The 21,334-nt window shown below is 70.3% G+C and carries 18 protein-coding genes, 2 pseudogenes and 1 riboswitch; of the genes and pseudogenes, 15 read left to right on the top strand and 5 right to left on the bottom strand.

All coding sequences use genetic code 11. From position 1 onward, the window contains the following. Positions 1 to 25: 25 nt before the first annotated feature. Positions 26 to 1,273 carry an Ig-like domain-containing protein gene (locus OG272_RS12980; RefSeq protein ID WP_405893342.1) on the top strand — a complete coding sequence of 416 codons (1,248 nt, stop codon included), beginning with the start codon at positions 26 to 28 and terminating at the stop codon, positions 1,271 to 1,273. Positions 1,274 to 1,381: 108 nt separating this feature from the next. On the opposite strand, the gene OG272_RS12975 is transcribed toward OG272_RS12980, so the two are convergent. Further along, positions 1,382 to 1,783 (bottom strand): hypothetical protein, encoded by a 402-nt coding sequence (locus tag OG272_RS12975; RefSeq protein ID WP_327730131.1) that lies wholly within the window; start codon positions 1,781 to 1,783, stop codon positions 1,382 to 1,384. A gap of 165 nt (positions 1,784 to 1,948) precedes the next feature. Here OG272_RS12975 and OG272_RS12970 point away from each other — a divergent pair, with 165 nt between their 5' ends. The 6 genes from OG272_RS12970 to OG272_RS12945 all read left to right on the top strand — a co-directional run bounded on the left by OG272_RS12970 (position 1,949) and on the right by OG272_RS12945 (position 9,300). Next, on the top strand, positions 1,949 to 2,569 hold the full coding sequence (locus OG272_RS12970; protein ID WP_257546342.1) for a heme-copper oxidase subunit III: 621 nt from the start codon (positions 1,949 to 1,951) through the stop codon (positions 2,567 to 2,569). 98 nt (positions 2,570 to 2,667) lie between these two features. Continuing rightward, positions 2,668 to 3,477, top strand: coding sequence for a c-type cytochrome (locus OG272_RS12965; protein ID WP_326583384.1), 810 nt, complete (start codon positions 2,668 to 2,670; stop codon positions 3,475 to 3,477). After that, on the top strand, positions 3,474 to 4,544 hold the full coding sequence (locus tag OG272_RS12960; protein ID WP_326583385.1) for a Rieske 2Fe-2S domain-containing protein: 1,071 nt from the start codon (positions 3,474 to 3,476) through the stop codon (positions 4,542 to 4,544). The genes OG272_RS12965 and OG272_RS12960 overlap by 4 nt, the downstream gene beginning before the upstream one ends. Then, the gene (locus OG272_RS12955) at positions 4,541 to 6,181 is read left to right on the top strand and encodes a cytochrome bc complex cytochrome b subunit (protein ID WP_326583386.1); all 1,641 of its coding nucleotides are present in this window, start codon (positions 4,541 to 4,543) and stop codon (positions 6,179 to 6,181) included. The genes OG272_RS12960 and OG272_RS12955 overlap by 4 nt, the downstream gene beginning before the upstream one ends. Before the next feature lie 155 nt (positions 6,182 to 6,336). Next, positions 6,337 to 7,401 carry an anthranilate phosphoribosyltransferase gene (gene trpD / locus OG272_RS12950; RefSeq protein WP_405893338.1) on the top strand — a complete coding sequence of 355 codons (1,065 nt, stop codon included), beginning with the start codon at positions 6,337 to 6,339 and terminating at the stop codon, positions 7,399 to 7,401. 257 nt (positions 7,402 to 7,658) lie between these two features. Next, positions 7,659 to 7,775, top strand: a riboswitch (SAM riboswitch). A 163-nt stretch (positions 7,776 to 7,938) separates the two neighbouring features. Continuing rightward, on the top strand, positions 7,939 to 9,300 hold the full coding sequence (locus OG272_RS12945) for an aminotransferase class V-fold PLP-dependent enzyme (RefSeq protein ID WP_327730132.1): 1,362 nt from the start codon (positions 7,939 to 7,941) through the stop codon (positions 9,298 to 9,300). Positions 9,301 to 9,364: 64 nt separating this feature from the next. On the opposite strand, the gene OG272_RS12940 is transcribed toward OG272_RS12945, so the two are convergent. Then, complete coding sequence (locus OG272_RS12940; protein WP_326583389.1) at positions 9,365 to 9,646, bottom strand: Lrp/AsnC ligand binding domain-containing protein; 282 nt, start codon at positions 9,644 to 9,646, stop codon at positions 9,365 to 9,367. Then, positions 9,643 to 10,380: a rhomboid family intramembrane serine protease gene (locus OG272_RS12935; protein WP_405893335.1), complete on the bottom strand. Its 738-nt coding sequence runs from the start codon at positions 10,378 to 10,380 to the stop codon at positions 9,643 to 9,645. The genes OG272_RS12940 and OG272_RS12935 overlap by 4 nt, the downstream gene beginning before the upstream one ends. A 198-nt stretch (positions 10,381 to 10,578) precedes the next feature. Here OG272_RS12935 and OG272_RS12930 point away from each other — a divergent pair, with 198 nt between their 5' ends. The 5 genes from OG272_RS12930 (at position 10,579) to OG272_RS12910 (ending at position 16,177) form a co-directional block, all read left to right on the top strand. Beyond that, positions 10,579 to 10,818, top strand: a complete 240-nt coding sequence (locus OG272_RS12930) for a hypothetical protein (protein ID WP_326583391.1) — start codon at positions 10,579 to 10,581, stop codon at positions 10,816 to 10,818. A gap of 34 nt (positions 10,819 to 10,852) precedes the next feature. After that, positions 10,853 to 12,196, top strand: coding sequence for an NYN domain-containing protein (locus OG272_RS12925; protein ID WP_326583392.1), 1,344 nt, complete (start codon positions 10,853 to 10,855; stop codon positions 12,194 to 12,196). Positions 12,197 to 12,455: 259 nt separating this feature from the next. Further along, positions 12,456 to 13,487, top strand: coding sequence for an NlpC/P60 family protein (locus OG272_RS12920; RefSeq protein WP_326583393.1), 1,032 nt, complete (start codon positions 12,456 to 12,458; stop codon positions 13,485 to 13,487). Between the two features lie 311 nt (positions 13,488 to 13,798). Then, positions 13,799 to 14,821, top strand: coding sequence for an NlpC/P60 family protein (locus OG272_RS12915; protein ID WP_326583394.1), 1,023 nt, complete (start codon positions 13,799 to 13,801; stop codon positions 14,819 to 14,821). 84 nt (positions 14,822 to 14,905) lie between these two features. Beyond that, positions 14,906 to 16,177, top strand: a complete 1,272-nt coding sequence (locus OG272_RS12910; RefSeq protein ID WP_327730133.1) for a hypothetical protein — start codon at positions 14,906 to 14,908, stop codon at positions 16,175 to 16,177. 21 nt (positions 16,178 to 16,198) lie between these two features. On the opposite strand, the pseudogene OG272_RS12905 reads toward OG272_RS12910, so the two are convergent. Further along, positions 16,199 to 16,570, bottom strand: a pseudogene (locus tag OG272_RS12905) (PadR family transcriptional regulator); the annotation flags it as partial. A 4-nt stretch (positions 16,571 to 16,574) separates the two neighbouring features. On the opposite strand from OG272_RS12905, the pseudogene OG272_RS12900 reads away from it, so the two are divergent. After that, positions 16,575 to 17,003, top strand: a pseudogene (locus OG272_RS12900) (MATE family efflux transporter); the annotation flags it as partial. Here OG272_RS12900 and OG272_RS12895 read toward each other — a convergent pair. After that, a complete protein-coding gene (locus tag OG272_RS12895; protein WP_327732276.1) occupies positions 16,967 to 18,199 on the bottom strand; it encodes a glycosyltransferase family 87 protein in 1,233 nt (410 codons plus the stop codon). The pseudogene OG272_RS12900 and the gene OG272_RS12895 overlap by 37 nt on opposite strands. Before the next feature lie 182 nt (positions 18,200 to 18,381). On the opposite strand from OG272_RS12895, the gene OG272_RS12890 reads away from it, so the two are divergent. Together OG272_RS12890 and OG272_RS12885 are read left to right on the top strand one after the other, a co-directional pair. Then, positions 18,382 to 19,524 (top strand): glycosyltransferase family 4 protein, encoded by a 1,143-nt coding sequence (locus OG272_RS12890; RefSeq protein WP_327730134.1) that lies wholly within the window; start codon positions 18,382 to 18,384, stop codon positions 19,522 to 19,524. Positions 19,525 to 19,715: 191 nt separating this feature from the next. Continuing rightward, positions 19,716 to 21,302 carry a GMC oxidoreductase gene (locus OG272_RS12885; RefSeq protein WP_326583397.1) on the top strand — a complete coding sequence of 529 codons (1,587 nt, stop codon included), beginning with the start codon at positions 19,716 to 19,718 and terminating at the stop codon, positions 21,300 to 21,302. Positions 21,303 to 21,334: the final 32 nt, after the last annotated feature.

The following is a 21,334-nucleotide window of genomic DNA, read 5'->3' as shown; positions in this document are numbered from 1 at the left end:
CGACGGGCGTTCCTAGGTTGAACCCATGAGCACATCACCCCGTAACCGCACGGTCGTCAGCTGCGTCCTGCTGGTGGTCTCCCTGGGAGCGGGCGTCACCGCCTGCGGTTCCGGTGGCCACCCGCTCTCGGGCAAGCCCTACGACGCGTCCGACCAGATCTCCTTCAACACCCCCACCGGGGGAGACGAGAAGGCCGACCCCGACAAGCCGCTGGAAGTCTCCGCCGAGGACGACAGCCGGATCACCGACGTCACCGCCATGGACGCCGCAGGACGGTATGTGGCGGGCGAACTCTCCGCCGACGGCGGTCACTGGCACTCCACCTCGCCGCTGGCCGCCAACGCCCGCTACACGGTCCGGGTGAGCACCGAGGACGAGGACGGCGCCCCCGGCCGCGAGACCCACGCCTTCGACACCGGCCGCCCCCTCACCAAGAAGCGCCTCGGCGTCACCTTCGGCCCCGAGGAGGGCAGGTACGGCGTCGGCCAGCCGGTCACCGCCGAACTCAGCAGACCCGTGAAGGACAAGGCCGCCCGGTCCGTCGTCGAACGCGCCCTGAAGGTGGACTCCACCCCCGCCGCGGAAGGCGCCTGGCACTGGGTGGACGACAGGAAGCTCCACTACCGCCCCAAGGAGTACTGGCCCGCCGACGCCACCATCCGGGTGCACAGCAACCTGGAGGGCATCAAGATAGGCGACCGGCTCTGGGGCGGAAAGGCCGAGCCCATCGAGCTGACCACCGGCGCCAAGATAGTCGCCGTCACGGACGCCTCGTCGCACCAGATGACCGTCTACAAGAACGACCAGGTCATCAAGCAGATCCCGGTCACCACGGGCAGGCCCGGCTACGACACCCGCAACGGCGTCAAAGTGGTACTGGCCAAGGAAGGTACCGTTCGCATGACCAGCGCCAGCATAGGTGCGTCGGACTTCTACGACCTGACCGTCCACCACTCCGTCAGGGTCACCAACAGCGGCGAGTACGTCCACGCCGCCCCCTGGTCCACCGGCTCCCAGGGTTACGCCAACGTCAGCCACGGCTGCACCGGAATGAGCTCGGGCAACGCCCAGTGGTTCTACGACACCATCAACGAGGGCGACATCGTCGAGGTCGTCAACTCGGCCGGCGACACCATGGCCCCCTTCGGCAACGGCTACGGCGACTGGAACCTCGACTGGACGAAGTGGCGCGAGGGCAGCGCCCTGGTCGGCGGCACCAACGAGGTACCCGGCCCCCAGGTCCAGGCCCGCTTGAGGCCGGAGTCGGTGTGAGGGGGCGCCCCGAAGGGGCGCGGGGCGGTGACATCGGCGGCTCCGCCGCGTGGGCGCGATCAGCCACAATCAACCCGCACCCGCCGTCCGTCAGGACACCCCGTGCTCTCAGGCGCTCAGTGCCTGCTTGTTACGGAGCAAGGAAGCCAACGCCGACGCGAACTCCACCGGCTCCACCGGCAGGGTCACGGCCGCGTCGGCCCGGCTCCACGTGGCCAGCCACGCGTCCTGCGGCCGCCCGATCAGCACCAGCACCGGCGGGCACTCGAAGATCTCGTCCTTGATCTGCCGGCACAGCCCCATGCCCCCCATGGGCACGGCCTCACCATCGAAGACGCAGACATCGATCCCGCCCTTGTCCAGCTCCTTGATCACGGCGGCCGGAGTGGCGCACTCCAGGAACTCGACCGGCGGTACATCGGTAGCCGGTCGTCGGCCGGAGGCCAACCGCACCTGCTCCCGGGTGTTGGAGTCGTCGCTGTAGACCAGCACCGTGGCGGTCGGCTGCATTGTTCCTCCGGTACGCAGAAGATCAGACGTCGTACGGACAACAAGACGGACAGGGCCCGATGCGCGGATGCTACTCCCTCGAACACCACGTCAGCACCGGTACGGAAGGGAGCAACACTCCGAACGGCACCCCCCGGGGTGAGGGCGGGATAAGCGACCGACATAATGTCGGTCGTGGCGACAGCAACGACAGTAGAAACCGGGCACGCGCACCCGTCGGTCAACCGGCCGAACCTCACCAGCGTCGGAACCATCATCTGGTTGAGTTCCGAGCTGATGTTCTTCGCGGCCCTCTTCGCGATGTACTTCACCCTGCGATCGGTGACCGGCCCCGAGTTCTGGGCGGAGAAGGCCGACACCCTGAACTTCCCGTTCTCGGCGACCAACACCACGATCCTGGTGCTCTCCTCGCTCACCTGCCAGCTCGGCGTGTTCGCCGCCGAGCGCGGGGACGTGAAGAAGCTCCGGATGTGGTTCATCGTCACGTTCGTGATGGGTGCGATCTTCATCGGCGGTCAGGTCTTCGAGTACACCGAGCTGGTCAAGCACGAGGGCCTGTCGCTCTCGTCCGACCCGTACGGCTCGGTCTTCTACCTGACCACCGGCTTCCACGGCCTGCACGTGACGGGCGGTCTCATCGCCTTCCTGCTGGTCCTCGGACGCACCTACGCGGCCAAGAGGTTCACCCACGAGCAGGCGACCGCGGCCATCGTCGTGTCCTACTACTGGCACTTCGTCGATGTCGTCTGGATCGGCCTCTTCGCCACGATCTACATGATCAAGTAGATCGGGCGACCGGGCCGGGCGGACCGTACGCCTGCCTCGCACCGAGAACGACCCTTCCAGAAGCACCGACGCAGAAGATCCTGACACCGGGGTAATCCGTGAAAAAGCTCTCCGCACGACGACGCCATCCGCTGGCGGCGCTCGTCGTCCTACTCATCGCGCTGGCGGCCACCGGGGGGCTGTACACCGCCTTCGCGCCCGCGCCCCGGGCCGTGGCCGATGAGACCGCTCAGACCCTCACCATCGAGGAGGGCAAGAAGCTCTACGCCGTAGGCTGCGCAAGCTGCCACGGCACCGGCGGTCAGGGCACCACCGACGGTCCGCCTCTGGTGGGTGTGGGTGCGGCAGCCGTCGACTTCCAGGTCGGCACCGGCCGTATGCCGGCCCAGCAGCCGGGCGCGCAGGTCCCGAAGAAGCCGGTCGTCTACTCGCAGGCCGAGATCGACCAGCTCGCGGCGTACGTCGCTTCCCTGGGCGCGGGCCCGGAGGTCCCGACCGAGAACGAGTACAACCCCGAGGGCGCGGACATCGCCGAGGGCGGTGAGCTCTTCCGGACCAACTGCGCTCAGTGCCACAACTTCACCGGCAAGGGTGGTGCGCTGTCCGAGGGCAAGTACGCACCGTCTCTTGAGGGTGTCGACCCGAAGCACATCTACGAGGCCATGGAGACCGGCCCGCAGAACATGCCGTCCTTCCCCGACACCACGCTGTCGGAGGAGAACAAGAAGGACATCATCGCGTACCTCGAAGCGGTCAACAGCGACGACACCGTGGAGCCCGGTGGCCTCAGCCTCGGCGGGCTCGGCCCGGTCAGCGAAGGCCTCTTCGGCTGGGTGTTCGGGCTCGGCGCGCTGATCGCCGTCGCCGTCTGGGTCGCCGCTCGGACCGCAAAGGCCAAGAAGTCATGAGTAGCCAAGAGATTCCAGAAGAGAACCTGCCCACCAAGCAGTCGGCAGGACACGAGCAAGAACACGGCGCGGTCGCGGTCGCGGACGAGAAGAACCCCTTCGCGGACCCCGGCCTCCCGCCCCACCAGCACCGTGTCCAGGACATCGACGAGCGGGCCGCGAAGCGGTCCGAGCGCACGGTCGCCCTGCTGTTCACGGTGTCGATGCTGGCCACCGTCGCCTTCATCGCCTCGTACCTGGTGATCGACGTGGACAAGTCGATCTACGTCTGGCCGATCGGTCACATCAGCGCGCTGAACTTCGCGCTGGGCATGACCTTGGGCCTGTCGCTGTTCTGCATCGGCGCGGGCGCGGTCCACTGGGCCCGCACGCTGATGTCGGACGTGGAGGTCGCCGACGAGCGCCACGCGATCGAGGCCTCGCCCGAGGTCAAGGCCAAGGTGCTGGCCGACTTCAAGGAGGGCGCCAAGGAGTCCGCGCTCGGCCGTCGCAAGCTGATCCGCAACACGATGTTCGGTGCGCTGGCCCTGTTCCCGCTCTCCGGTGTCATGCTGCTGGGCGGCCTCGGTCCGGCGCCCGGCACCAAGCTGCGGCACACCACCTGGGCCAAGGGCAAGAAGCTCGTCAACATGAACACCAACGAGCCGCTGCGTCCCTCGGACGTCGCGGTCGGGTCGCTGACCTTCGCCATGCCGGACGGCCTGGACGAGCACGACCACGACTTCCAGAAGAACATCGCCAAGGACGCCCTGATGATCGTCCGGATCCAGCCGGACGACATCAAGGACAAGCGCGAGCTGGAGTGGTCGCACGAGGGCATCGTGGCGTTCTCGAAGATCTGCACCCACGTGGGTTGCCCGATCTCCCTGTACGAGCAGCAGACGCACCACGTGCTCTGCCCCTGCCACCAGTCCACCTTCGACCTCGCCGACGGCGGCCGGGTCATCTTCGGCCCCGCGGGTCACGCCCTTCCGCAGCTGAGGATCACCGTCGGTGAAGACGGCTACCTCGAAGCGGTCAGCGACTTCGAAGAGCCCGTCGGTCCTGCCTTCTGGGAGCGCGGATGAGTACTGCAACCACCACCGACGCGCGCGACAAGCGCGAGAAGGCACCGGCCGGCGAGCGCGTCGCCGACTGGGCCGACGGCCGGCTCGGGATCTACTCCCTGGCCAAGGCCAACATGCGCAAGATCTTCCCCGACCACTGGTCGTTCATGCTGGGCGAGATCTGCCTGTACAGCTTCATCATCATCATCCTCACGGGTGTGTACCTGACGTTGTTCTTCCACCCGTCGATGAACGAGGTGGAGTACCACGGCAGCTACGTCCCGCTGCAGGGTCAGCTGATGTCCGAGGCGTTCAACTCGACCATGCACATCTCGTTCGAGGTGCGCGGTGGTCTGCTGATCCGGCAGATCCACCACTGGGCCGCGTTGGTCTTCCTCGCCGGCATGTTCGTGCACATGATGCGCGTGTTCTTCACCGGCGCGTTCCGCAAGCCGCGTGAGGTCAACTGGCTGTTCGGCTTCCTGCTGTTCGTCCTCGGCATGTTCACCGGCTTCACCGGTTACTCGCTCCCGGACGACCTGCTCTCCGGCACCGGTGTCCGCTTCATGGAAGGCGCGGTCCTGTCCGTGCCGATCGTCGGCACGTACCTGTCGTTCTTCCTCTTCGGCGGAGAGTTCCCGGGCGGCGACTTCGTGGCCCGCTTCTACTCGGTCCACGTCCTGCTGCTGCCGGGCATCATGCTCGGCCTGGTGGTGGCGCACCTGATCCTGGTCTTCTACCACAAGCACACGCAGTACGCGGGCCCCGGCAAGACGAACAACAACGTCGTCGGCATGCCTCTGCTCCCGGTGTACATGGCGAAGGCCGGCGGCTTCTTCTTCCTGGTCTTCGGTGTCATCGCGATCATCTCGGCGATCGCCACGATCAACCCGATCTGGACCATGGGCCCCTACCGGCCGGACCAGGTGTCGACCGGCGCCCAGCCCGACTGGTACATGGGCTTCTCCGAGGGTCTGATCCGTGTCATGCCGGGCTGGGAGATCAACTTCTGGGGTCACACGCTCGTCCTGGGCGTGTTCATCCCGCTGGTGATCTTCCCGCTGGTCCTGGTCGCGATCGCGGTCTACCCGTTCATCGAGTCCTGGGTCACCGGCGACAAGCGCGAGCACCACATCCTGGACCGCCCGCGCAACGCCCCGACCCGTACGGCCTTCGGCGTCGCGTGGATCACCTGGTACATGGTCCTGCTGATCGGTGGTGGAAACGACCTCTGGGCGACCCACTTCCACCTGTCGATCAACGCCATCACCTGGTTCGTCCGGATCGCGTTCTTCGTGGCCCCGGTCCTCGCGTTCATCGTCACCAAGCGCATCTGCCTCGGCCTGCAGCGCCGGGACAGGGACAAGATCCTGCACGGTCGCGAGACCGGCATCATCAAGCGCCTGCCGCACGGTGAGTTCATCGAGGTCCACGAGCCGCTCAGCCAGGAGCAGCTGCACACGCTCACGGCGCACGAGCAGTACGCGCCGGCCGAGATCGGTCCCGCGGTCGACGAGAACGGTGTCGCCCGCAAGATCACGCGGCGGCAGAAGCTCCGCGCCAAGCTGAGCAAGGGCTACTACGGCGAGGACAGCCAGATCGCCAAGCCGACCGTCGAGGAGTACAAGGAGATCACGAGCGGCCACGGCCACCACTGATCGCTTCGCTTCGCCACACCGCGGTCGAAGGGCCCCCGTCCGATCTTCGGACGGGGGCCCTTCGCCGTGCTCCGACCTGGATAGGGTGGGCGCATCAGTGATTTCACGGTCCGCGTGGCACCCCCTGCTCGCGGCCATGACACCCAGGAGCGGCTATGAGCGCTGTGACCCCCGCTGGAGGCGACACCGCGGCGGGCCGTTCCTGGCCCGCGGTGCTGAACGCGCTGCTGTCCGGGCACGACCAGGACGCCGGCGCCACCTTCTGGGCGATGGACCAGATCATGCGCGGCGAGGCGACGGACGCGCAGATCGCCGGGTTCGTGGTGGCGCTGCGGGCCAAGGGGGAGACCGTCGAGGAGATCACCGGTCTCGTCGAGGCGCTGTACGAGCACGCCAACGTGATCGAGGTGTCCGGGAAGACCGTCGACATCGTCGGTACGGGCGGGGACGGCGCCAAGACGGTCAACATCTCCACGATGTCGTCGATCGTCGTCGCCGGTACGGGCGCGAAGGTCGTCAAGCACGGCAACCGGGCCGCGTCGTCGGCGTCCGGTGCGTCCGACGTGCTGGAGAAACTGGGCGTCAATCTGGAGCTGACGCCGAAGCGGGTGGCCGAGGTCGCCGAGGAGGCCGGGATCACCTTCTGCTTCGCGGTGAAGTTCCATCCGGCGCTGCGTCATGTGGCCGCCGCGCGCGGGCAGTTGGGTATCCGGACCGTCTTCAACGCGCTCGGGCCGCTGGCCAATCCGGCGAAGGTGCGCGCCCAGGCGGTCGGCGTCGCCGATCCGCGGATGGCGCCCATCATGGCGGGCGTCTTCGCCGAGCGCGGCAACTCGTCGCTGGTCTTCCGGGGTGACGACGGGCTCGACGAGTTGACGACGACGGCCACCTCGCGGGTGTGGGTCGTCCGGGACGGCAAGGTCACCGAGGAGGCCTTCGATCCGCGTGACGTGGGGCTGGAGCTGGTGCCGGTGGAGGCGCTGCGGGGGGCTGACGCGTCGTACAACGCGGATGTCGCGCGGCGGTTGCTGGGTGGGGAGACGGGGCCGGTTCGGGACGCGGTGCTGCTGAACTCGGCGGCGGCGTTGGTGGCCCTGGAGCCGACGTCCGCGTCGCTGGCGGAGCAGTTGAGGGCCGGGATGGAGCGGGCCTCGGAGTCGATCGACTCGGGGGCGGCTCGGCGGGTTCTCGAGCGCTGGGTCGCGGCCACCAAGGTGTAGCGCCCCCGCCGCCCCTACCCGTCCCATCCCCCAGGGGCTTCGCCCCTTCGACCCCGAGGTGTGTTCTTCGGGTGCGGGTCCGGTGAGGGCTGGTCGCGCAGTTCCCCGCTTTTTCAGGGGCGCGGGGAACTGCGTGAGCAACCACCCACCACCCGCACCCGCCAATGCACCCGCACCCCCGAGCCATTAGGCGCCCCCATCCCGCCATCCGGACAGAAGTTGCGGCGCGACGATCACTTCGCGTACGTTTTTCGGCAGGTCATGAGTGACAGTCACAAGGCCCCGGCCGACTGTCCGGCAACCCTCCGTCCGTGGCGGGGTGCCCCGGGTGAAGACCAGGTCGTAGGCAGAGAGGTCTACGGCAAGCGCGGACCCCTCGCGAAACCAGGGGTCCTGGTCGTTCGAGGGAGCCTTCCGTGAGCAAGCGAATGCGATAGGGCCGCAGAGCCCCGCTTCCGCATTTCCCCTTCACCTTTCCTGTGCCGTCGACATGCTGTCCGGCACGGTGATGCCGCCTGCTTTCACGGGAGTTCCGCCATGTCTGTCTCCACCCTTGCCGCCGACCGGTCCGTTTGTGCCCCGCTGCCCGTTCTGGGCCGGGATGTCACCGTCCCGCTCGTCACCGGTGGCGAGGTCACCTACGCCGCGCTCGACTACGCGGCCAGCGCCCCGGCCCTGCAGCGGGTGTGGGACGACGTGGCGGCGTACGCGCCCTACTACGGCAGTGTCCACCGCGGCGCCGGCTACCTCTCCCAGCTGTCGACCGACCTCTTCGAGAACGCCCGCAGGACCGTCGCGGAGTTCCTCGACTGCCGGGCCGACGACCAGCTGATCTTCACCCGCTCGACGACGGACTCCCTGAACCTCCTGGCCCGGGCCCTCCCCGCCGACTGCCAGGTCTTCGTCTTCGAGACCGAGCACCACGCCTCGCTGCTGCCCTGGCGGAACGCGCGGGTGACCTACCTGGACGCGCCGCGTACGCCGCAGGAGGCCGTGGCCACCCTGGACGCCGCGCTCGCCGGCCGCGACCCGTACGGCCCGGCGCTGGTGTGCGTCACCGGTGCCTCCAACGTCACCGGGGAGATCTGGCCGGTGCGCGAGCTGGCCGACGCCGCGCATGCGCACGGCGCGCGGATCGTGCTCGACGCGGCCCAGCTCGCACCCCACCACCCCGTCTCCGTACAGGAGTTGGACGTGGACTGGGTCGTCTTCTCGGGGCACAAGCTGTACGCGCCCTTCGGGTCGGGCGTCCTCGCCGGCCGTGCCGACTGGCTCGGCGCGGCCGAGCCGTACCTCGCCGGGGGCGGCGCCTCCCGCAAGGTGACCCGGCGTACGGACGGCGGCGTGGACGTCGAGTGGCACGAGACCGCCGCCCGGCACGAGGCCGGCTCGCCCAACGTCATCGGCGCCTACTCCATCGCCTCCGCCTGCAAGGCCCTCACCGAGGCCGGGTTCGACACGCTGGTCGCCCGTGAGCGGTATCTGATCGACGCCGTACGGGCCGGGCTCGCCGAGGTGCCCGAGGTCCGGATCCTGTCCCTCTTCGGGGACGACGCCCCGCGCGTCGGCGTCCTCTCCTTCGTCGTCGAGGGCTGGAACAGCTCCCACTTCGCCGCCGCGCTCTCCGCCGAGTACGGCATCGGCGTACGCGACGGCCTCTTCTGCGCCCACCCCCTGGTCCGTACCCTCCTCGGCAGCGACCCGCAGACCCAGGGCGAGTGCGGCGCCCCCGAGGCCGCGCCCGGCGAGCGGTCACTCAACGCGATCCGGGTGAGCTTCGGCGCGGGCACCCCCGACGAGCACGTGGAGCGGTTCGTGGGCGCGGTGCGGGACCTCGTACGCAACGGTGCGCAGTGGAACTACCGTACGGAGGACGGTCGTTGCGTTCCGGCCGTCTGACCCGTCCGTCCTGAGGACGAGTGCGGGGCGAGGATCTCCTCGCCCCGGGGGAGCCTCGCGGCTCTCAGCCGTCCAGTCCGATGGAGAACGCGGTCTCGAGGTCATGCTGGGAGTAGGCCCGGAACGCGACGTGCGTATCCGTCCCCAGAACCCCCGGGATCTTGCTGATCTGCCCGGGAATCACGTCGGCCAGATTCTCGTGCTCCTTCACCCGGACCATGGCGACCAGATCGTACGTACCGGTCACGGAGAACACCTCGGTCACGGATTCGATCGCGGCGATGGACTCCGCGATCTCCGGAATCCGGTCCACGCTGGTCTTGATGAGCACGATCGCGGTGATCACGGCTGGTGTTCTCCCTCGGGGGCCGGAGCTGAGGCATTCGGTTTCACTCTAGCCCTACGCCCATAACGCCCCCACGCGTAGACGAACCCCAGTCCGAACCCCACCAGATGCGCCAGATAGGCCACCCCCGGCCCCGAGGTCTGCCGCCCCGCGGCCAGCCACTGCAGGCTCACCCAGAACGGCAGGGTCACCCACGCCGGAAACCGCAGCGGAAGAAAGAAGAGGAAGGGCAGGAGGCTCGTCACCCGCGCCCTGGGGAACAGGAAGAGAAACGCGCCGAGGACCGCGGAGATCGCCCCCGACGCGCCGACCAGCGACTGCGGCGACCCGGCGTGCGCCGCCGCGTACGCCACCAGCGCGAGATAGCCGCAGCCCACGTAGAAGAGGGCGAACTCCACATGACCCATGCGTTCCTCGGCCATCGCCCCGAAGACGAAGAGGAAGAGCATGTTGCCGAGGAGGTGCAGCCAGCTGCCGTGCACGAAGAGCGCGGTGACGGGGGTGAGCGCCGCGCGCGGGGTGGCGTGGAAGAGTTCGACGGGCACGACGCCCCAGCGGCGGAAGTACGCCCGCTGCGCGACGAGCAGTTCGTCCCCGGTGCCGTACACGGGGTTGAGGCCCGCCGCCGGCCCGATCAGGAAGATCGCACAGCAGACGGCGATCAGCCCGTACGTCACCGGCGCCGACTCGTTTCGTACGGCCCGGGCGGCCCTGGTGCTCCACTTGCCGATCATGAACAGAGCATGACGTAACAGGACCCACCGTCACAGACCGCCTCGCCGCCGATGCCGGTCGGCCTCGCCGCCGGAGGCAATCGGCGCCACCGCCCCGGGCGAACGGGCGGCGAGTACCGGTCAGGCCGTAGGGTTACGAGCCACACGCACCGGGACGCCGGCGCTTCACGGAGACTGGAAGAAGGAAGAGCAGCCACGATGACGGTTCCCCTGCCGACGGACACCACCCGCTGGCGCTGCACGCTCTGTGGCAACCTCACGCGGTTCGACGTGACCCGCTCGTCGAAGGTCGTCGAGTACGTTCACCTCGACCTCGCCGGGGAGCCCAGGGTCGAGGAGCGCGACGTGGTCAGTGAGACCATCGAGTCGGTCCGCTGCCGCTGGTGCAACGCCGTGGACCAGGTGGAACTCGTGGACAGGCCGGGTGCCGGCTCCTGAGGGAGCGGGCCCCGCACAGACATTGGGGTGACGGATGGTGGAGACCGGGGGCGGGGGGCCGGGCGACGGCGCCGCTGAGGTGCTCGACCGTCCGCTGCCCGAGGGCGTGCGCAAACGGGTCGTGCAGATCGTCTCCGACGGCTTCGGCGGACTGACCGTCGCCGAACTGCCCGCACAGCTCAGACAGTACGCCCGGTTCACCCCGAATCGCCGAGTGAAGTTCGCGGGCAACGCGATGGCCGCGGCCGTGGAGACGGACACGCTTTTCAGACAGCGGATCGGGGAGCGGTTCCGGGAGGCTCACCCGGAGCTGGCCGGCGCCCTGGACACGGGCGCGCCGCCCCCGGCCGCGGATCCGCTGGACGTGGCGGCCGCGGCCTACGTACTGCGCCCCACGGGCTGGGTGAAGCTGGTCGCGGCCGCCGGTGAGGAGGCCCTGCGGGCGGACGCCGAGCGGGCCGACGAGGAGAGCCGGGCCGAGCTGGAGCGGCTGCGCGAGCAGCTCGCCGAGGCCCGCGGCCAGACGAAGGCCGAGACGGAACGGCTGCGGGCGGAGCTGGAGTCGGCCAAGAAGGAGGCCGACTCGCTGCACCGCAAGCTCCGGGCGGCCCTCAGCGACGTCAAGCGCGGCGAGGCCGCCCTGCGCAAGCTGCACGCCGAGATGGAGACCGTACGCACCGAGAGCCATGCCCAGGTGTCCGCCGCCGAGAGCGAGACCCGGCGGCTGAAGGCCCGGCTCGGCGAGGCGGAGGCCGCCCTGGAGGCCGCCCGGCGCGCCGCCCGCGAGGGCCGCAGCGTCGAGGACATGCGCGTACGGCTGCTGCTGGACACCGTGCTGGAAGCGGCCCAGGGGCTGCGGCGGGAGCTGGCGCTGCCGCCGGTCTCCGTACGGCCCGCCGAGACCGTCGACGCGGTCGAGCCGGGGCGGATGACCCCGAAGGACATCGCCGCCCGCGCGCTGTCGGAGAACGACCCGGCGATCCTGGACCAGTTGCTGGCGCTGCCGCAGGCGCATCTCGTCGTCGACGGCTACAACGTCACCAAGACCGGCTACCCGCAGATGCCGCTGGAGAAGCAGCGCCTGCGGCTCCTCGGGCAGCTCTCCCAGCTCGCCGCGCAGACCGGCGCCGAGGTGACCTGCGTCTTCGACGGGGCCGAGCTCGCCGCGCCGGTGCTGCTCGCGCCGCCGCGCGGGGTGCGGGTGCTGTTCTCCAAGCCCGGTGTCACCGCCGACGAGTTGATCCGTCAGCTGGTGCGCGCCGAGCCGCCCGGCCGGCCGGTCATCGTCGCCTCCACCGACCGCGAGGTGGCCGACGGGATCGCCAAGGCGGGCGCGCGCCCGGTGGCGTCCGCGGTGCTCCTCAAGCGCCTTTCCTGACCTTTCGATGCCGTCCGTCCCAACAGCAACTTACGTGCGCTATGCCCGAATTGATCGGGCTGTTGCGCCACGTAGCGTCAACCGAGCGCTACTGCATGTGCGTTGAGTGTAAATTGTGCGCCGTGGGGCGGGATTTTTCCTGTGGGGGATTTGAAGTGATCACCGTTGGGTCACTAGGGTCTGGACTCAAACCTCTGAACGGGTGATCGTCGCCGGGGTCCCCGCCGGCCGGTCGCTCACATGAAGGAGTTCACCTACCGTGGCGTCCCACCGTCGACCGAAGCAGCCGAGCCGTGCGCGTGTGACCGTGCTCACCACAGCCGCCGCCGCTGCCGTGGCCCTGAGCTCTCAGGCCGCCAACGCCGCGCCCTCCGAGAAGCCGACCAAGGACGAGGTCAAGGCCAAGGTCCACAAGCTCTACGAGGACGCCGGGCGGGCCACGGACAAGCTGAACGGGGCCGAGGAGAAGCAGGAGAAGCTCGAGAAGGAGATCTCCACGATCCAGGACAACGTCGCCAAGGGTCAGGAAGACCTCAACGAGCTGCGTGAGGGCATAGGCCTGGCGGCCAGCGCCCAGTACCGCTCGGGCGGCATCGACTCCTCGATCCAGCTCTTCCTCTCCGCCGACCCGGACGACTACCTGGACAAGGCCGCCACGCTCGACCAGCTGACCAGCCAGCAGGTCGAGTCGCTGAAGAAGATCCAGGAGAAGCAGCGCACGCTCGCGCAGCAGCGCCAGGAGGCCACCGAGAAGCTGGAGGACCTCGCCGACACCCGCGAGACCCTGGCCGAGAAGAAGAAGGAAGTCCAGAGCAAGCTGGCCGCGGCGCAGAAGCTCCTCAACACCCTGACGGCCGAGGAGAAGGCCGCTCTGGACGAGCAGGAGACCCGCGCCAGCCGCGATGCCGGGGAACGCGTCGACCTGGGCAACGAAGCACCGGCCTCCGACCGCGGCGCCGCCGCCCTCGCCGCCGCCGCCACCCAGGAAGGCAAGCCGTACGTCTCCGGTGGCAGCGGCCCCAACTCCTACGACTGCTCCGGGCTGACCCAGTGGGCCTACGCCCAGGCCGGTGTGGGGATCACCCGGACCACGTACACGCAGGCGAACGACGGCACGAGGATCGGCCGCGGCGAACTCATGCCGGGCGACCTGGTCTTCTTCAACGACCTGGGACACGTCGGCCTCTACGCGGGCAATGGCATGGTCCTGCACGCCCCGTACCCGGGCAAGAACGTCCGCTACGAGTCCATGAGCACCATCGGGACCTTCCAGTTCGGTGTCCGCATCTGACACCCGCACCGGCGTGAACAGGGCCGATCGTCACAGCGTGTGACGATCGGCCCTGTTTCTCTTCAAGATCAGGACACAGCGCCGCCCGAATGGGCGAATTCCCGCATCTCACGCTGACCCCTTCCCCCGCTGGTGACCTGGGCACCAGGCCGGACGTCACGCTGTGTCGTCGCCGAGGTCTTTGGCTGGGACACGGTCGCGCGGCTACTGTCGGCCGCGCTTCCCTCACCCGCCGTGAGCGCACCCCTCCCGGGGGCGCCCTCCGGCCCGGGGGAGGGTCCTGTCCACCGTCGAAGGGAGTGCGGCTTCCCGTGGTGTCCCACAGTCGCCTTGTACCGTCCGGGTTCGACCGGGGCGCGGCCGCCGCCCTCGGTGTGCTGTCCGCCGCGGCCGCCGCCCTCGGCGCCATCCCCGCCCAGCAGGCCGCCGCCGCGCCGCACGACGACACCCGAGCCGAGGTGGACCGGCTGTACGAGGAGGCCGAGAAGGCCACCGAGGCCTACAACAAGGCCGACGAGCGCGCCGACGAACTGCGCGACCAGGTCGGCACCGCGCAGGACTCGATCGCCCGCCAGCAGGACCGCATCAACGCCATGCGGGATTCGCTGGGTTCGCTCGCCGGCGCGCAGTACCGCTCCGGCGCCGTCGACCCGTCGGTCGCCCTGCTGTTCTCCGACGACCCGGACGACTACCTCGACACGGCCGCCGCCCTGGACCGCATCAACGCCCACCAGGCGGGCGAACTCCACGACCTCCAGCAGGCCATGCGCGAACTCTCCCAGAACCGTGCGGAGGCCAGTGGCAAGCTCGCCGAGCTGGAGAAGAGCCGCAAGGCCGTCGCCCAGCACAAGCGAGCCGTCGAGGGGAAGCTCGCGGCGGCCCGGCGGCTGCTCGACTCGCTCCCGGACGAGGAGCGCGCGGCGTACGACCGTGCCTCCCGCTCCGGCCGGACCGACGTGCCCGACCTCTCCGGCGCCGTCGCCCCCAGCGGCCGTGCGGCCGCAGCCGTCGCCGCCGCCCGCTCCGCCCTCGGCAAGCCGTACGTGTGGGGTTCCACCGGCCCCCACGGCTTCGACTGCTCCGGTCTCATGGTCTGGTCGTACGGACAGGCCGGAGTCGGACTGCCGCGCACCTCGCAGGCCCAGAGGTACGCCGGCACCCAGGTTCCGCTCTCCCAGGCCCGGCCCGGCGACCTCGTCACCTACCGGCCCGACGCCAGCCATGTCGGCATGTACGTCGGCAACGGCCAGGTCATCCACGCCCCCTACCCGGGTGCCCCGGTCCGCTACGACCCCGTCGGCATGATGCCGATCGCCTCGGTCACCCGCCCCTGACCGTCGCAGGGCTCCCGGCTGTCGTACGGCGGCCGGGAGCCGCAGCCCTGCCCTACGGCCACCGGACCCCCGTACGATCGGAACGTGGCTGGTCGAAGGCGCACGACGCGTTTCCGGTGCGGGTCGGGTGTCCGGCGCGGGCTCCCGGGGCGCACAGGCGTCCCCTCGGCGGTCGCGCTCGCGCTCGCCCTCCTCGTCGGCTGCGGCGGCAACGCACCGCCCGACGCCGCCCGCGCCGACGTCCAGCGGATGCTGGAGCGGAGGGCCGCGGCGGTGGTGGAGCGGAACGGGGCGGCGTACCGCGCGACCGAGGCGCCGACGTCCTCCGTCGCCGGCCAACTGGCCACCGGCGCGGCCGAGTTCGTCAACCTGCGTGGCCTGCCGCTGTCTTCCTGGTCGTACGACCTCACCGCCTTCCACCGCTCCGGCGACCGGGCCACGGCCGAGGCGGCCCTGCGCTACCGGATACGCGGCTACGACCAGGCGCCCGTCACCGCCGTACGGACCCTCACCCTCGTCCGGGACGACGACAGGGGGTGGCGGGTCGCCGCCGACGAGCCCTCGAAGAAGGGCACCGAACAGCTGTGGGAGCAGGGGCGGATCGTCGCCGTCCGCGGGGAGCGGAGCCTCGTGCTGGGGGTCGGGCGGTCGGCGAAGACCCTGCGGGCGTACGCGGGGCTGGCGGACCGGGCCGTGCCCGCCGTCACGGAGGCTTGGGGCGAGGACTGGGCGCGGCGGGTCGTGGTCGTCGTGCCGGAGTCGCTGGAGGGGATGGCGGGGCTGCTGGGGGCGCCCGCGTCCGGGTACCGGGGGATCGCGGCGGTCACCACCGGAGAGGCCGACAGATCGGCCGAGGCGCCCGCGGACCGGATCGTCGTCAACCCCGACGCGTACGCCGTCCTCGGCGACTTCGGCAAGCAGGTCGTCCTCACCCACGAGACGACCCATGTCGCCACCCGCGCCGACACCAACGCCGCCACCCCCCTCTGGCTCTCCGAGGGCTACGCCGACTGGGTCGGCTACCGCACGACCGGCCGCACGGCCCCCGAGGTAGCCCCCGAACTGCACCGCGCGGTCGCGGAGGGCCGGGCCCCGGCCGCACTGCCCGCAGACTCCGACTTCGGCTTCTCCGACGACGCCGGCCGGCTCGCCCGGGCCTACGAGGGCGGCTGGCTGGCCTGCCGTCTGATCGCCGACCACTGGGGCGAGGTCCGCCTCGACGAGTTCTACCGGGCCGTCGGCGTGCACGGGAAGCGGGAGGGAGCGGTGGAGGGGGCCATGAAGGAGGTCCTGAACACGACTCCCGAGAAGTTCACCGAGCGGTGGCGGGAGTATGTGCGCGGGCAGCTCGGCTGAGCGCCGCCACCCCGTGCCCGCTCAGCCCGCCCGCTCGGGATCCAGCTCGGCGATCGCCTCCCTGAGCCACGCCCGCTCCGCCTTCCCCGTGGCCCGTGCCACCCGCAGCAGGCCCTGGCGGAACAGATCACCGGCCTCCTCGGCGCGTACGGGTTCGCCGTCCTCGTAGAAGAAGCTCGCCGGTGTCGTCAGGAAGTCCAGGCGGCGACGCAGGACGGCGGCCTGCTCCACAGGGTCGGGCAGATGGCGCAGGAAGGCGAGGAGTGTGTTGAAGCGCACCTGGTCGGTGATCTCCGCCTGCTGGGGATGCCGCAGGTGCTCCAGCAGCGCCGCGCGTCCCTCCTCCGTCAGCGACAGCACCCGGCGTGGGGCCGCGCCGCTGCCGGGTTCCGTGAACAGGGTCCTGTACGTCGCCACGATGGCCTTCTACGCCGTCCGGCAGGCGGTCGTGGTCTCGGGGGCTGTGGGCCTCACGGCGGCTGTGCTCGCGCCGGTGGTGATGAAGGCCTTCGGGGCCGGGCCCGGCGTCGCGGCCGAGGGTGTGCTCTTCCTGCGCTGCGTCGGGCCGTATCTGGTGCTGATGGGGTGCTGCATCGCGCTCGGCGGGGTGTTCGAAGGGAGTGGGCGCGCGTCGGCGCTGCTGCGGGTGACCGTGCTCGGCACGGCGGTCCAACTGCCGCTCGCCCACGGTCTGTCGGGGTTCGGGCTGCCCGGGATCTGTCTGGCGCTCGCGGTGTCCATGGCGGCGCAGTGCGTGGTGCTCGGGCCGTCGCTGTCGCGCGGGCCGGCTCAGGAGCCCAGCGGCTCCTTGGCGCGGGTCGGCTGATCCGGCAGGGGTTCCGGGGCGGGCCCAGGGGCCGTGTCGTGCCACAGCTCGAACGCGGCGAGGAGGGCGGCGAGGACGAGGAGGCCGTTGCGGACGAAGAGGAGGGTGATGCCCAGCCAGTCGCTGACCACGACGTGGGAGAACCAGACGGGGAACTCCAGGACGGTCACGAAGGAGGCCACCAGGATCATGACCGCCGGCCGGCCCATGCGGCTGCCCCGGAAGCAGAGGCACACGGCGGCGAGGCCGACCAGCCACACCATGTACTGGGGGCTGATCACCCGGCTGGTGGCCGTGAACATCAGCACCGCCACCAACGCGGCGTCCGCGAGGGTGTGCGGCGCGAACCGCCGGGCCCGCACCCGCCACAGCAGCAGCCAGGCGAAGGCCGCCCCGCTGAGCAGCAGGGCCCCGCCGCTGACGGTGTCGACGTGGTCGCCGAGGAACTCCACCGAGCCGTAGTTGAGGAGCACCTCGCCGTCCCAGCCGAACTGCCGGGCCACATGGAAGACGAGGGCGCCCAGCGACTCCACCTCGGTTCCCCGGTCCCGCTGGAAGGTCAGGAAGGCGAAGGCGCCGGGCATGGAGACGGCGAAGGCGGCGGCCACCGCGAGACCGGTGCCCGCCGCCCACGCCCAGGCCGCGCGCCCGCGGGCGCCCAGGAGCAGCAGTGCCGGCCACACCTTCAGCAGGGCCGCGAAGGCCGTCAGCGCCCCCATCGCGCGCGGATGGCGGCTGCCGGCGAGGAGGGCCGCGACCGCCACCGCCGTCACCATCACGTCGTAGCGGGCGTACACGGTCGGGCCGAGCAGGGGCAGGCCCGCCGCCCACACCCATGCGCCGCGCCACGACTTGCCGGGCCGGGCACCCGCGTACAGGAGCAGCGCGAGCACCGCCAGGTCGGCGAGGAAGGCGAGGACGAAGAACGCCGACGCGTAGTCCAGGAAGGGCAGCAGGGCGGGGGAGAGGATCGCGAGGGCGGCGGCGGGCGGGTACTGCCAGGTGACGTCGTCCAGGGGATACGTTCCTGTGCGCAGGGTCTCGTACCAGCCCCGGTAGATCACCGAGACGTCGCTGGTGACGTCCGGGCCCGGGAACACGTACACCTTGAAGACGAACAGCAGCAGGAGCAGCCGGGTGGCGCCCCAGAGCGTCAGCAGTCCGAACGGGAGCCGTCGAGAGCCCGTCATGTCCATCTGAGCCACGTGAGTCCCTGTCCGTCCCTGTCCGCCGGCGTCTGTCCGCACCGCGCCGCGCCGCGCGCCTGTGGGGGACATGATCCCCCGTCCGCCTGTGAAGCGGTCGTGAAGCGTGGCCGGGCTTGGTGTGCGTACGCCCGGGGAAGGAGGCCGACGCCCGTTCGGTAGGGTCGGCGGCGATGCACAAGACCCTGATCGTGACCAACGACTTCCCGCCCCGGCCCGGCGGTATCCAGGCGTTTCTGCACAACATGGCGCTGCGGCTGGACCCCGAGCGGATCGTCGTCTACGCGTCGACATGGAAGCGGAGCCGGGAGGGAGTCGAGGCGACCGCCACCTTCGACGCCGAGCAGCCCTTCACCGTCGTACGCGACCGGACGACCATGCTGCTGCCGACGCCCGCCGTGACCCGCCGCGCGGTCTCCCTGCTGCGGGAGCACGGCTGTACGTCGGTGTGGTTCGGCGCGGCGGCCCCGCTCGGTCTGATGGCACCCGCGCTGCGCCGGGCGGGCGCGCAGCGGCTGGTGGCCACCACGCACGGCCACGAGGCGGGCTGGGCGCAGCTGCCCGCCGCCCGGCAGCTGCTGCGGCGGATCGGCGAGGGCACGGACACGATCACCTACCTGGGCGAGTACACGCGCTCCCGGATCGCCACGGCCCTCACACCCGAGGCCGCCGGGCGGATGGTCCAGCTGCCGCCCGGCGTCGACGAGAAGACCTTCCACCCGGGCTCCGGCGGCGACGAGGTCCGGGCCCGGCTCGGGCTCACCGACCGGCCGGTCGTCGTCTGCGTCTCCCGGCTCGTGCCGCGCAAGGGGCAGGACACGCTGATCCGGGCGATGCCCGGAATCCTGGCCAAGGAGCCGGACGCGGTGCTGCTGATCGTCGGCGGCGGACCGTACGAGAAGGAGCTGCGCCGGCTCGCCCACGAGAGGGGGGTCGCCGGGTCCGTCCGTTTCACCGGCGCCGTCCCCTGGTCCGAGCTGCCCGCCCACTACGGCGCCGGCGACGTCTTCGCCATGCCGTGCCGCACCCGCCGGGGCGGCCTGGACGTCGAGGGACTGGGGATCGTCTACCTGGAGGCCTCCGCGACGGGTCTCCCGGTCGTGGCAGGCGACTCCGGCGGCGCCCCCGACGCCGTACTCGACGGCGAGACGGGCTGGGTCGTACGAGGCGGCTCCCCGGAGGACGCCGCCGAACGCGTCGTGGCCCTCCTCGGCGACCCGGAGCTGCGGGCACGCATGGGGCAGCGGGGCCGGGAGTGGGTCGAGGAGAAATGGCGCTGGGACCTGTTGGCGGAAACTTTGAAAACCCTGCTGTAGCCCCGTGAGGGGCACGGGGAGTGCGCGACCAGCCACAAGAAACCCGCGGCCGCCCGCGTCGCGCGGGTGACACGCCGGATGGCGTCCCAAAACCGGCCCAACCCCTAGCCGGAGCCCAAAAATCCGCACATGCTGCGCACATGACAGCAAAACTGATGCAGCGTCAGCTGACGAGACGTCACATACTTGGAATGGCCGCCCTGCAGACGGCGGCCACCCTCGGCCTCACCCGCATCGACCTCCGGTCCGCCCACGCGGCCGAGCCCGACGCGGTCGAATCCGCCCCGGCGATCGTCATCGGCTCCGGCTACGGCGCCGCCGTGGCCGCCCTCCGCCTCGGCCAGGCCGGCATCCGCACCCTCGTCCTGGAGATGGGCCGGGCCTGGAACGCGCCCGGCTCCGACGGCAAGATCTTCTGCTCCACCAGGGAACCGGACGAGCGGTCCATGTGGTTCAAGACCCGGACCGAGGCCCCGCTCGCCACCTTCCTCTGGCTGGACGTCGTCAACCAGGACATCAGCCCCTACCCCGGCGTACTGGACCGCGTCCGCTACGCCAACATGTCGGTCTTCCTGGGCCGCGGCGTCGGCGGCGGCTCACTGGTCAACGGCAGCATGGCCGTCACCCCCCTCCAGTCGTACTTCGCCGAGCAGTTCCCGACCGTCGACACCGCCGAGATGTACGCCACGTACTTCCCGCGCGCCCGCGCCATGCTCGGCGTCAACACCATCGACCCCGCGTGGTTCGAGTCCACGGAGTGGTACCGCTTCAGCCGGATCTCCCGGGCCCACGCCGAGAAGGCGGGCCTGCGGACCACCTTCGTGCCGAGCGTCTACGACTTCGGTCACATGCAGCGCGAGGCGGCCGGCACCGCGACCAGATCGGCTCTTGCCGGAGAGGTCATCTACGGCAACAACCACGGCAAGAAGAGCCTCGACAAGACGTACCTCGCCGCCGCCCTCGGCACCGGCAACGTCACCATCCACACCATGGAACGGGCCAGGGGCATCCGCCGGCTGAGCGACGGGACGTACGTCGTCACCGTCGACCGCGTCGACGGCACGGGCACGGTCGTCGAGACCAAGGAGTACGGCTGCACCTACCTGTTCCTCGGCGCCGGCAGCGTCGGCACCACCGAACTCCTCGTCCGGGCGCGGGCGAAGGGCACCCTCCCCGCACTGGACGCCGGCGTCGGCGCGGGCTGGGGCTCGAACGGCAACGTGATGCTCGGCCGGGCCAACCACATGTGGGACACGGTCGGGGCGAACCAGTCGACCATGCCGGTCATGGGCATCGACGACTGGGCCAACACCTCCAACCCCGTCTTCGCCGAGATCGCCCCGCTGCCCACGGGCCTCGAACACTGGGTCAGCCTCTATCTGGCGATCACCAAGAACCCGGAGCGCGCTTCCTTCACCTACGACGCGGCGAGCGACTCGGCGAAGCTCGGCTGGAGCGCCGCCCAGAGCGCGGTCTCCTCCTCCATGGCCAAGAAGCTCTTCGACCGGATCAACTCGGCCAACAGCACGATCTACCGGTACGACCTGTTCGGCTCGTCCAACAAGGTGTTCGCCGACGACTTCACCTACCACCCGCTGGGCGGCTGCGTGCTGGGGAAGGCGACCGACAACTACGGCAGGGTGAAGGGGTATTCGAAGCTGTACGTCACCGACGGCTCGCTGGTGCCCGGCTCGATCGGGGTGAACCCGTTCGTCACGATCACCGCGCTCGCCGAACGCACGATGGCGCGGGTCCTCGTGGAGGACACCGCGCCATGAGCCGTGCGACCGCCGGTCGCCCCGTGACAGCT

Source organism: Streptomyces sp. NBC_00104 (assembly GCF_045160825.1).
In the GTDB taxonomy this organism is placed as follows: domain Bacteria; phylum Actinomycetota; class Actinomycetes; order Streptomycetales; family Streptomycetaceae; genus Streptomyces.
Note: the sequence above shows the minus strand (reverse complement) of the source record. Positions and strands in the feature narration are given on the sequence as shown.